The 11,059-nt window shown below is 68.5% G+C and carries 10 protein-coding genes; 3 read left to right on the top strand and 7 right to left on the bottom strand.

What is annotated here, in order from left to right; genetic code table 11:
* Positions 1-57 precede the first annotated feature (57 nt).
* The 5 genes from GA0070612_RS25355 to GA0070612_RS25335 all read right to left on the bottom strand — a co-directional run bounded on the left by GA0070612_RS25355 (position 58) and on the right by GA0070612_RS25335 (position 3,640).
* Positions 58-576 (bottom strand): phosphatase PAP2 family protein, encoded by a 519-nt coding sequence (locus GA0070612_RS25355; protein ID WP_231924698.1) that lies wholly within the window; start codon positions 574-576, stop codon positions 58-60.
* A 102-nt stretch (positions 577-678) separates the two neighbouring features.
* Entirely contained in the window at positions 679-1,929 is a 1,251-nt protein-coding gene (locus GA0070612_RS25350) for an MAB_1171c family putative transporter (RefSeq protein WP_157742598.1), read from the bottom strand.
* Positions 1,930-1,982: 53 nt separating this feature from the next.
* Positions 1,983-2,483 carry a hypothetical protein gene (locus tag GA0070612_RS25345; protein WP_088990198.1) on the bottom strand — a complete coding sequence of 167 codons (501 nt, stop codon included), beginning with the start codon at positions 2,481-2,483 and terminating at the stop codon, positions 1,983-1,985.
* 84 nt (positions 2,484-2,567) lie between these two features.
* Entirely contained in the window at positions 2,568-3,197 is a 630-nt protein-coding gene (locus GA0070612_RS25340) for a hypothetical protein (protein ID WP_088990197.1), read from the bottom strand.
* On the bottom strand, positions 3,194-3,640 hold the full coding sequence (locus GA0070612_RS25335; protein WP_088990196.1) for a hypothetical protein: 447 nt from the start codon (positions 3,638-3,640) through the stop codon (positions 3,194-3,196). Before GA0070612_RS25335 ends, GA0070612_RS25340 begins: the two co-directional genes overlap by 4 nt.
* A 322-nt stretch (positions 3,641-3,962) precedes the next feature.
* On the opposite strand from GA0070612_RS25335, the gene GA0070612_RS25330 reads away from it, so the two are divergent.
* Positions 3,963-6,431 (top strand): DUF6185 family protein, encoded by a 2,469-nt coding sequence (locus GA0070612_RS25330; protein WP_088990195.1) that lies wholly within the window; start codon positions 3,963-3,965, stop codon positions 6,429-6,431.
* A gap of 186 nt (positions 6,432-6,617) precedes the next feature.
* On the opposite strand, the gene GA0070612_RS25325 is transcribed toward GA0070612_RS25330, so the two are convergent.
* Together GA0070612_RS25325 and GA0070612_RS25320 are read right to left on the bottom strand one after the other, a co-directional pair.
* On the bottom strand, positions 6,618-7,523 hold the full coding sequence (locus GA0070612_RS25325) for an META domain-containing protein (protein ID WP_088990194.1): 906 nt from the start codon (positions 7,521-7,523) through the stop codon (positions 6,618-6,620).
* Positions 7,524-7,707: 184 nt separating this feature from the next.
* Positions 7,708-8,631 carry an alpha/beta fold hydrolase gene (locus GA0070612_RS25320; protein WP_231924337.1) on the bottom strand — a complete coding sequence of 308 codons (924 nt, stop codon included), beginning with the start codon at positions 8,629-8,631 and terminating at the stop codon, positions 7,708-7,710.
* A gap of 106 nt (positions 8,632-8,737) precedes the next feature.
* Between GA0070612_RS25320 and GA0070612_RS25315 the strand changes: the two genes are divergently transcribed.
* Positions 8,738-10,309 (top strand): nucleotidyl transferase AbiEii/AbiGii toxin family protein, encoded by a 1,572-nt coding sequence (locus tag GA0070612_RS25315; RefSeq protein WP_088990192.1) that lies wholly within the window; start codon positions 8,738-8,740, stop codon positions 10,307-10,309.
* 159 nt (positions 10,310-10,468) lie between these two features.
* Positions 10,469-11,053: a transglutaminase-like domain-containing protein gene (locus GA0070612_RS25310; RefSeq protein ID WP_088990191.1), complete on the top strand. Its 585-nt coding sequence runs from the start codon at positions 10,469-10,471 to the stop codon at positions 11,051-11,053.
* Positions 11,054-11,059 lie beyond the last annotated feature (6 nt).

Below are 11,059 nucleotides of genomic sequence, written 5' to 3'. Positions count from 1 at the left end.
TACGGCACTGAGCGGCGGGGCGCCAACTGCCGACTCTCCGCCGGAAGCAACGTCGGTTCACGCGAGGAGGATGAACGTCGGCACAGCGATGAGGACGCCGGCCAGAGCGCCTGCGACAACCTGCCCGATGGTGTGATCACCCAGCCGTACGCGGGACCAGCCCACCAGGACGACGATCGCCAGCGATGGGATCAGCGCCGCCCCGAACACGATGATCAGTACGCACATCGAGCCGCTGGCGACCGCGGCGTGTGCACTGAGCTTCCACGCCTGGTTGATCGCGGTGACGATGAGCAGCACGGCGAACATCACCACGACCATGGCGACGAGCGGTCGGGGCGCGCCGGCGAGGACGAGCACGGCGAGACCGACGAGGACGGACAGCAGTCCGTAGACCAGGGGCATGCGGCGCTGCTCGCGTACGCCGATGTGGTGGTCGGTGAGTCGTCCCCGTCGTACTCCGACCCAGATGACGGCGTAGGGGACGACGGAGCAGAACAGTATGGCGAGCAGTGCCCACCCGAGGCCGGTCGTCACGGCGGGGGCGGTGCTGTGCAGGGCGATGATCAGCGGCATCAGGGCCGCGAAGACGGCCGGTGCACATGCTTCGGTGACGACCCGTGCCACTCGGTAGGTGCTGTCGGCGGGCAGGTCAACGAGTGCGGGCACGATGGGGTTCTACCTCTCGGACGGCTGCGTATCAAGAGACGACGTCTCGGATGTGGCGCGTGTGATGATCTGTGCGGCCATCGGGGATTCGATCGCGCGGGCTACCTGGGCGAGCCACGTCACCTGGTCGGCGGCGTCGAGGTCACCGGCGGCCGAGTCTCGGGACGGCCCCAGCGGCAGGGCGACTGCTTCGGCGGCCTCACCGGACGGGGGCGTGCCGTCGAGTCGGGACGCCAGCGCCGCACCGATGACGGCGGCTTCGACCATGGCCGTCTGCTGGTCACCGAGGAGGCCACCTTCCTGGGCGGCATCGTGCGCGTGGGCGGCCACTGATGCCGACATCCACGGCCGCAGGGTGGCGTAGCCGTCGAGAATCTCCACGGTGATCCTGACCCGTCGCAGGGACGCGTCCCGGGCGATCGAGAGAGCGCCGCGGACGCCTGACGGCGGCGGAAGCAGCGCGATTTCAGGTAGCACGGCATGGATCCGTGTCCATAGCGGGTACAGCCGGTAGTAGTCACGGACGGCTGCCGCCCCTGCCCACAGCCGGTCCAGGCCGACGCGAGGACCCCAGGACGGAATTGTGGATCCGATGAGGACCAGCAGGATCGACGTGCTGAACGCCAGTACCACTACCGCATCCGTGATCAGAGCCCAGTCGGAGGACCTGTTTGCCAGGACGATGGCCACGAGCCTGGCGGCCACATACGCGAGCCCCCACAGCGAGCCGACCGTGATCATTCGGAGGCCGAAGCGCAGCAGCGGTCGATGGGCGATGGCAGCGTAACGGTTCGCCAGGACCACCACCTGCGTCAGTGACCAGCCCAGGTAGGCCAGGTACGCGAGCAGGTAAGCCAGGTACGCGAACTGGAATGGAGGGTGGGAAGGCCCGCCGTCGTACTCGGTGACGCGAACGCGCGGATCGGAGCGACTGCCGTCCAGGAGTGTCACGACGAACATCATGATCATGACGGCGACGGTGAGCGCCAGAGCGATGGTCCGCCGCCGCACCCGCCGCCGGGTGCTGACGTCGGCACTGGTCATGAAGAGGAGAAATGCTTGCGCCGCTGTGGCGCACACCAGTGAGAGGCAGTTGGACAGCAGGCGAGTGATGTCCGGGATCCCCAACAGCTCGTCGATCTTTGCTGCGAGCGGCTGAAGGGTCATCGATATGGTGATCGCGATCAGGGCGAGGCACAGTGCCCGAAGGGGGCGGTTGTCCCGGTCCCGCGCCAGGTCGCGCAACTTGTAGAGGCTCATACCCCAGCAGACGAGCGTTACCGCGGTCATGAGGCCGTGAGCGATGCTCACCATCAGGTGGCCCGGCCTTCCAGCGTCGCCACCAGCCTGGCGAAGACTCGAGGATCAGCTGGCACGGAGGTCGGAATCGTGGACCACGATTCGGCGCGTTGCACGGCGACTGTCCCGAAGACCTCCGCCCGACGCTCGATCGGCTCGTCGTAGGCGAGACGCGCCAGTGCGATCTCGGGTACCGACGGATCCACCGACGGCATGAGCATGGCCGCAAGACATTCGAGATCATTCGGGATGGCGACGTCGTCGAACATCATGTGCCCGTATTCGTGGCCGATGATGAGGCTCTGTCGCACCTTGCTGGCGTTGGCGTCGTAGAAGACGTAGTCGGCGAGTTCGCCCGCCACCCAAAGGCCGTGCGGGGCAAGGGCGGGCAGGTGTCGGGGGATGAGGTGGACCTGTCGACCGCGGCGATGCTCGACCCGGTCGTGAAGTTGGGCGAAGGTGAAGGTCGAGGGCAGCTTGAGTGCGGCGAGGAGCTGCGTCGCCTGCTGTCGCATTTGGCTCACGCTGCTATCGGGATGGCGTTGCATCGCATTCCCTGCTCATCGGGCTTCGACGTGGTGTGGTCCCGTGGCGAACACTCAGCGGCCGCACCGCACCGCCCTGCCCGCGTGGTACTCGAGAACGGAGGAGAGCTGCTCCAGCATCTGTGTCTGGGATCCTGACGATGGTTTCGGTGCCACCCAGCCATTCGTCAGTTGCAGCACCCGGGTGGCGAACACCTCGGCCTGGTGCTCCTCGCGGTGGGTATAGACGACGCGCTTGAGATCCCGCCGTAGGCCGGCCAGATCAGCTGTGTGAAGCGCCCTCCTGATATCGCGGTCGACGGCGGGGCTACCGACGTGGTCGAAGACCATGTGGCCGACGCCATGCAGAACGAGATGGTCCCGATGGAGGCGAGGGAGAGCCGAGACGATCAGGATGTGGTCCGTCGTCGCGCCGCGGCACCACATGGCGCGAGCGGCTGCCTGGCGCGCGCGGACAGCATTCACCACCAGCGGTCGGCCTCGGGCCCGCTCCAGTTCCGTGCAGAGCTCGCCCACCGTGAAGGGCGTTGACAGGGTCAGGCTGTGCAGGACCTCGTCACATCGGCGAATCTGCTGCTCGTTCCACGCTGTGGTCCGGCCGTCGTGCCACCACCAGCCCTGCAGCCGTACGCAGCCGGCGGTGACCGGCGGTCGGTGGCTTGATTGTCTGGGGACGTCGCTCATGGCTGCCGATCAGTGTTTTTCAGCCGGCTACGGGCGGCAGCCTCAAGTCGCTGCACCTGCTCGATCATGGCGACGACTGCCGCGTGGCCCTCGGGTGACAGCCGGGCGTCTATCAGGCGCATGGCTACCTGCTTGATGTGCGGATCGGACAGAGCCTGGGCGAGCCTGTGTTCATGCTGATCCTCTGACGTCTCAGCGAAGAAGGTGGGCGGCTGCCCGAAGAACGCCGCGATGGCGTCGACAACCGAACGCCGTGGGTCGGGCGATCGGCCCTGTCGGAGGTTACTCAGGTGAGTGTGGGAGATCTTGCAGCCTCGTTGCGTCAACTCGTTCGCGACGTGCCGGACGCTGTAGGGCTTGCCCGCAGGGTCGGTGACGTGGAGAAATAGCCAGTCGAGCCGTTCGGCGAACGTCTCGCCGGCTGAATCGTCCGCCGCGACCATCGGGACTCCCTGCGACTTGGAACACAAGGTTTACACGAAGATCCTTGATGGAATCAAGGATTGACACAGCTACACGGTGTATGCGTAACATTACGAGCCTCTGGCAGCGGGCGTGGCCACGGGGGCTTGAGTGTCATTGCCCGCTGCCAGAGCTCTCCTCCGTGACGGCTGCAGCGCCATTGCGACCGGCTCCGCGGCCAGGGTGATCCGACACGACGTGCGCGTGGTCGACCGGATGGGCGCGAGTAGGCTGCCGGGCGTGGCCGGCCGGTTAGACAGCATCTGCTCGATGGGTAGGCCGGGACGTCGTCTTGTCGGATTCGTGGGCCTTCTCACTGCCGGCCTGCTGGCGGGGATGTGGCCCACCGCATCCGCGTCGGCCGATCCCGCCGATTGGTGTGAGCCAGCCGGGCTCACCGGCACTACGACGGTCTCCACCCAGCTGCGCATCGAAGCCCGCGATCTCGACCTGCCCAAGGCCACGAGCACCACGACGGTGCGGGTCCCGCAGGACTGGCCGCTCAGCATCGGCCTGAGCGCCAGCCCGGACTCGGAGATCCGCCGGCTGGCGATGCGATGCCTGCTGTCCTACGAACCGGCCGACATTTCGTGGTCCGAGAGTCGGGACCGGACCCCTGCGGTCTCGATCGCCGACGGGTTCGTGTCCTTCACCGACGTCGTCTACGGCGACGTGCACTTCGACGAGCGGAACCCGGTACGAGTCGGGTCCTGGTCGATCACCACCTCGTCGACACCCTGGCGGGTTGAGCTACTCCGGTCACCGGTCCTGGAAAAGGCCACCTTCACGCAGGTCCGCGTCGAGCTGCCGGACTCGTGGGCGACCGGGGTGTTCCCCTGGCCGCCGACGGTGGCCGGCTCGCGCGGCGCCACCTGGGAGAAACCCGCGTGGGACGCCGAGGTGCCCGGTGTCTTCGTCCAGCCGGACGCCCGGATTCTGAGTACCCACCTGTCTCAGCACGACGGCTGGCGATGGGCGTCCGACGTGTTGTTCTGGGTGTTCGACGCGGCCCTGCTGATCCTGTTGATCGTGGCGCTGCGACGGGTCCGCCGCCCGGGGCTGACCCGGCCGACCCGTCGGGTGGCCAGCCTGATCCTGGCAATCCCGGTGCTCATCGTGGCCGGATACGTCGGCGACGACTGGATCGGCGACGGCCCCGGCACCATCCCCTGGCACTGGTTCCACTACCTGACCACGGCACTGTGGAGCGTGACCCTGGTCGTCGCGGCGTTGCTGCTGTGGCTGCCCAGGCTGCTGGTCGGCTTCGTCGCCGCCGTGCTGCTGGCGGTGTCCGGCATCGCGCCGCTGGTGGTCCGCGACGAGCCGGCCCAGTGGGGCTTCCGGCTGGCCGGCGCAGCCGCGCTGACCCTGCTGGCATGCCTGGCGTTCGGATACACGGTCCAGGCTGCGCTGCGGGGCCGCTTGCCGCAGCGGCTCACGACCCGGGCCTTCCTGCGGTCCCGTTCCGGCCGCTGGTCGCTGCTGCTGGCCGTGCCGGTCACCGCCGCCGTCCTGCTGCAGCGCTACCTCGACTCCGGAGCCGACTGGAAACGGCTCCGGTGGGTGCAGTTCCCGATCGACTCCCGGATGTCGGTCTTCGGCAACGACCTGGCGGCGTACGCGAACGACCTGGTGAACTGGAATTACGGCTTCGCGTACTTCCTGGCGGCGGTGCTGCTGGTACCGCTGCTGCGCGACCTGCTCACCGATGACGACCTCACTCTGCCCCCGGGCGTCCGGGCCGTGACCTGCCTCGGCTACGGGCTGGTCTGCCTTCCGCTCGGAGACGCCTGGGCGGGCTGGTGGTTCCCGTTCGGTCTCACCGTGGGCCTGGCCGGCCTGTTCGTGCTCACCGGGCCGGTCGGCCGGCTCAACGATCCGCTGTGGCGGGCACTGGCGGACGTCCCGCATTCGGTGCTCGTCGCCGAGGCGGATCGATGGCGGACGGTGGAGAGCCGCGCCGCTGCCCGGGAACGCGCCGTGAGTGCCGAGGGCGAGGCGACTCCCGGCGACGGCGGCCGGCGAACAGTTCCGCTGATCGGCCGGCTGCACTGGTTGAGCCGGCCCACCCCGGTCGTCGAGCCGGAGACGGCACCGGACGCACCCGCCGTGGCCCTCCCGGCCGGGGTGACACCCCTGGACGCGCTGTTCGTGGTCGGCCCGTACCGGTCGGCGTTTCGCAACGGCGTGGCCGGCGCGGTGGCCGCAACGCTGATCGGGCTCCCCGCCACCGCGTGGCTGCTGTGGGCGGACTGGACGACGTCGCCCTGGCTGCGCCCGGCCGATCAGATGATGCTGGTCACCGGGCTGGTGGGCGGTGTGGTCCTGGGGGTGCTGAACTGGACCGCGGGCGGCTTCGTCCTCGGCGTCCTGTGGCGGCGCCTGCCCGGCCGCCGGGGTCCGACCAAGTCGCTGGCCCTGACCGCTGTGTCGGTCCTGGCGTTCGGCGCCGACGCCGCGCTCAACGCGCTGATCGGCGAGCCGGTGGACCGATTGATCCTGCTGCGGTCCGCGCTGACGTTCGCGGTGCTGTCGCTGACCTCGATGTCGATGGACCTCAGGACGGTGCGGCAGCTCGGCACGGCCGGATTCCGGCCGGTGCGGATGCTGCTGATCGGGTATCGGATGGGCAACGCCACCGCGCAGGCGACCTTCGCGCTCGCCCAGCTCGCCTCGGTGCTGGCGATCTACAGCTACGTACGCAGCGGCGGCGACGCTCCACCGTTCCCCGGGATCGATCCGTTCAGCATCGGGAACCGTCAGGGCCCCTGAGCGCGACCCACGCGCCCGGGGGTGGGTGGTGAACCGGAACGACGTGTACCGGGCGGGTTCACGTGGTCGTCGCGACACCTCGATCAAGGGGTGTGGCGTAGGAAGACCAGCGGGTTGGCCCTGTGGAAGTCGTGATGCTGCGCAAGGCGTTCGGAGCGCTGCTGGCGTTGTGCGTGACAGGTGCGTCTAGTTCTTGGGCTGCAGCCGGCCTGTCTCGTCGCCGTGGGCGTTGAGAAACACGAGGGCCTTGCCGTCGAGACCGGCTCGTCTGGCCGTGGTGACCCACTGTTCGATTGGCACGCTGTCGGTGCAGAACGCCAATGTGGCTGCTCGTGAGGTGGCGAGCAGGGTGCCGCCGGCGGCGGTGATCCACCGGCCGCTCTGGTCGTTGCAGCCGTCGGATCCGTGCCACTCCCCGTCGGCGGTGAACTCCAGGTAGGCCGCCTTGTGTCCGCGCTTGGGCGCCCAACGGCCTGTTGGCTGGCGCTGGTCGACGGGAACGAGCGTCGCCGGTAGTGCGACGGCCGGCGCCAGGGCCCGTCGCGCTTCGTCGGTGACCACCGGTGGCTCCAGCACGGAGTCGGCCGTGTCGGGCTCGGGAGTCGGTGTCGCTCCGGGGATCAGCCGGGCGACCGTTTGCCCTCGTCCGTCCAGGAGAACGGGCGAGCCCGCCGCGTCGAACCGGTAGGCGCTCACGCTCCGCAGCCACCCGGGCGTCTCTTGGCTAGCCTTCTCGCAGCCAGGAGTGCTGTCGACGACGACAGCGGAAGCCGACGAGACGTCGGCGAGGAAAACGCCTTCGTCGTTGGCCAACCAGGACCCGCCCAGGGTGCCGCAGTGGCTGCCGATCACGTGCAGCTCACCGTCCGCAAGGCGCAGGATCGTACCCGCGCCGGGGTCGGCAACGTCAACGAGCGTCCAGGATCCGATCAACATTTCCGGCGACAGCGGTACGGTCGCCCCCGTGGTGGCCGTGACCGGCGGCTTGGGGCCTGCCGCCTCCGGGTGGCCCTGCCGCGCGCATCCGCTGAACAGCACGCCCATCACCACCAACGTCGCGAGGTGAACCTGGCGCGCTTTCTGGCTTCTCATCCTGGGGTCTCCCGGCTCCTCCAGGCCATGGCAGGCCGGGGCTGTGGCATTCAGCGAACGACAGGTGCACTTCTTCTGTCAACGCTCGGTAGGAGCGTTGGATGCGCCCGCGATCTCGTCGAAGGACGACGTGCCACCGTGGTCCGGGCCGCTGACCTTGGTGGTGGCGTGCGCGGCGGGAGGCTCAGGACAGAAAGTCGTGCAGCGCTGCGGTCAGGTCGTCGGGGTTCTCCTCGGCGACGTGGTGGCCGGAATCGATCGAGTGGCCGCGGAGATCGGCGGCCCACGGGCGCCAGACAGCCAACGGGTCGCCGTACAGGTCTTCGAGGTCATCGCGGGTCGACCAGAGCACGAGAGTTGGGCAGCGGACACCGCGACCGTCACGCCGGTCGGCCTCCTCGTGTGCTCGGTCGACGCCGAGGCCGGCCCGGTAGTCCTCCAGCATGGCCCGCACGGTGGCCGCATCGTGGATGGCCTGCCGGAACTCCTGGTAGTTGTCGGCTCCCATGCTGTCGGGCCGGGCCTTACTGGCGTACCAGGCATCCGGGTCGGCGGCGATGGCGCGCTCCGGCTTGTCGGGTTGGGCAAAGAAGAACCAGTGGTACCAGTCGTGGGCGAACTTCGCATCGCATCGGGCCAGGGCCTCACTGATGGGCACACCGTCGATGACCACCAGTTGGCTGACCGCGTCGGGATGGTCCAGCGCCAGGCGTAACGCCACGTACGACCCACGGTCGTGACCGACCGTCGCGAACGTCGAATGGCCCAGTCCGTCCATCAGCCGGACCATGTCCGCGGCGACCACCCGTTTGGACTGCTGGGAGTGATCGGCGAGGATCTTCGCCTTGCCGGATCGCCCGTAGCCCCGCATGTCGGGACAGACGACGGTGAACCCGAGATCAACCAGCTGCGGCGCGACTCGATGCCATGTCGACCCCGTACGCGGATGACCGTGAATGAGGAGGACCGCGGGCCCGCGCCCCGCGTACCGGACCCGGAGTTTCACCTCCCCGACATCGATCCGTTCGTCCTCGAAACCGTCAAACATGCGCGACAAGTATCCAGGCCCTCGCCGAGCAAACATCCACTCATCGCCGTGGCCGGGCACCGGACCTGGGCGGGAGTGACGCCCGAAACCAGCTCCGGAAGGCTGCGTCCCGCCGCATCGGGTAATCGGGTTCTCCGGCCTGAGGGCCGTGCCATAAACTCCGCCGATGCTTGAGGTGTCGGGGGACTTCGAGATCCACATTACGGCGTACGCTTCTCAGGCCGAGAAGCTGCGGGCGTTCGCCATCGAGCATGGTGTGAAGTTCGTCCACATCATGCTCGACCGCGGCGCGTACGTCTCCCAACCGATGCTCAGCCTGAACGGGCGAGGCACGCTGACTGAGCAGCAGGGCGCGGTGCAGCGTTGGCAACGCGAGTTGCGTGAGGCGGGGATACACCCGTGCCGCTCGAAGATCGAGGCAGCGCCGTGGTGCGCCGGCGTACCCGAGTCAGACCTGCAGGCGGCAGCGGAGCCGGATGGCCGGTACTTCGAACGTCACATCAAACTGCTGCTACCGAGTGCGGCGGTGGCGGATCTGACGGCTCTGACCGATCTGGTCGCGCCGCACGGCGCGCGGCTGTCCCGCAACGCCCGTCGGCAGTTTGCCGACGGTGCGCAGGAGCGGTTCGTCAACCAGCGCTGTCACGGGGTTGGACTCGACACGGCCAGGCAGCGGCTGGATGAGCTCGTCGAGACCCTCCGGGCCGCGGGCCACCAGCCCACGACGGTGGAGCAGGAGTACGTCGTCTTCGACAGCCACCTCCGTTACGACGAGGGTTGGCTGGACTCGCCCAATGCCGGCCCCAGCGATTGGACGGTGGAGCGCGAGAACAGGATGAGGTCCGCGCCCGCCGGCCTGCCGGACTACCCGCCGACCTACCAGCCACTGTCCGCCGGCTCGGCCGTGCGCCAGCGGGCGGCGTTCGACCCGGCCCTCAAGCAGTACGCGAACGCCTACCGTGCCGGGGAGCCCGACTTCGTTGTGGCGGCCACCGGCCAGGTGTGGACCAAAGCCCGACGCGCCGCCATGCATCATGTCTTGGCGGCCATCGCCGCAACCACCTCGGGTCAGCACCTGGTCCTGCGCGGCAGCGTCACCATGGCGGCCTGGGTCGGCGAGGCCGCCCGTGAGCCGGGCGACCTCGACTTCGTCGTCACCCCACACACCATCACCAGCGACAGCACCGACGCCCGCACACTGCTCGATGACATCAAGACCGCGATCCGAGCCGCAACGGGCGCCGGCGTACGACCAGACCAGATCACCGAGTCCGCCATCTGGACCTACGAACGGGCGGACGGACGCCGTCTGCTCATCCCGTTCAGCACCCCGGAGGCACCGCCCGGCCACGTGCAGATCGACATCGTCTTCGGTGAACACCTTCCGCTGCCCCCAGAGGTGCTGATCCTGCCTGACGTCGACAAGCCGTTACTGGCCGCGTCCGCCTCGCTGTCCCTGGCGTGGAAGCTGCTGTGGCTGGCCACCGACAGGTACCCGCAGGGCAAGGACCTCTACGACGCGGTCCTCCTCGCCGAGCACACCACTGTCGACCAATCTCTCGTCCGCCAGCTCATGCGCCCGGAACTCGGCGCTGAGGCCGATGCCTTCGGGGCCGAGACCGTGTTGTCGTGGAACGTCGACTGGTCCAACTTCACCGACGAGTACGCCGGAATCACGGGCACCGCCGAGCAGTGGGCCAGACGGCTCGCACTGGCCCTCGACCACGCCTGGGCCTGACCAAGCCGACAGTGCGCGTTGCCGTAGCTGCGTCCGGGAACGAGGGTGACAGGAGAAGCGTGGCTGCGGTGAGATAGCGCCGCATCCGCGACGGGATGGGTCATGGCGCGAAGGAGCAGCATCGAACCCGTCTGAACAAGCGGCGGGAGAGGGACAGCTATGCAACTGGTCGCGGGCGATCCGATGGAGTACCTGGGCGGTGACCTGGTCGTCGAGGTGGACCATCCGGCAGTACGGGCGTTAGTCGGTGAACTACGCGCGGCGCATCCGGACGACGTCGACTTCATGCGAGCCGCCTTCGCCTGGGTTCGTGACCGGATCCGGCACTCCGTGGACGCCCAGGATCCGCGGATCACCGTCACCGCCGGCGAGGTGCTCGGCGCTGGCGTCGGCCTCTGCTATGCCAAGTCGCACCTGCTGGTGGCCGTGGCTCGGGCCGCCGGCGTCCCGGCCGGGCTGTGCTACCAACAGCTGACCGACGGGGGAGAGCCCTTCCTGCACGGCCTCGTCGCCGTATACCTCGACGGCCGTTGGCATCGCCAGGACCCGCGCGGCAACCGCACCGGCATCGACGCCCAGTTCCGGCTCGGGCATGAACAACTGGCCTACCCGATCACCGACGGATCGGCCGGTATCGACTTTCCTGAAGTACACGTGCACCCCTCACCCAATGTGATCGCAGCCCTGCGCGGTGCGCGAGACGCTCTCGAACTGTGCCGGGCCGGGTTGCCCGCTACGCCCTGAGCTGGA

The sequence above is a fragment of the Micromonospora chokoriensis genome, assembly GCF_900091505.1.
Classification (GTDB): domain Bacteria; phylum Actinomycetota; class Actinomycetes; order Mycobacteriales; family Micromonosporaceae; genus Micromonospora; species Micromonospora chokoriensis.
This window is presented reverse-complemented; position numbering and strand designations above follow the sequence as displayed.

Excerpts from the sequence above, each read along its gene's own strand:
- GA0070612_RS25355 (WP_231924698.1), bottom strand. The coding sequence starts at position 576 with ATGCCGCTGATCATCGCCCTGCACAGCACCGCCCCCGCCGTGACGACC.
- GA0070612_RS25350 (WP_157742598.1), bottom strand. The coding sequence starts at position 1,929 with ATGAGCCTCTACAAGTTGCGCGACCTGGCGCGGGACCGGGACAACCGC.
- GA0070612_RS25345 (WP_088990198.1), bottom strand. The coding sequence starts at position 2,483 with ATGCGACAGCAGGCGACGCAGCTCCTCGCCGCACTCAAGCTGCCCTCG.
- GA0070612_RS25340 (WP_088990197.1), bottom strand. The coding sequence starts at position 3,197 with ATGAGCGACGTCCCCAGACAATCAAGCCACCGACCGCCGGTCACCGCC.
- GA0070612_RS25335 (WP_088990196.1), bottom strand. The coding sequence starts at position 3,640 with ATGGTCGCGGCGGACGATTCAGCCGGCGAGACGTTCGCCGAACGGCTC.
- GA0070612_RS25325 (WP_088990194.1), bottom strand. The coding sequence starts at position 7,523 with ATGAGAAGCCAGAAAGCGCGCCAGGTTCACCTCGCGACGTTGGTGGTG.
- GA0070612_RS25315 (WP_088990192.1), top strand. The coding sequence starts at position 8,738 with ATGCTTGAGGTGTCGGGGGACTTCGAGATCCACATTACGGCGTACGCT.
- GA0070612_RS25310 (WP_088990191.1), top strand. The coding sequence starts at position 10,469 with ATGCAACTGGTCGCGGGCGATCCGATGGAGTACCTGGGCGGTGACCTG.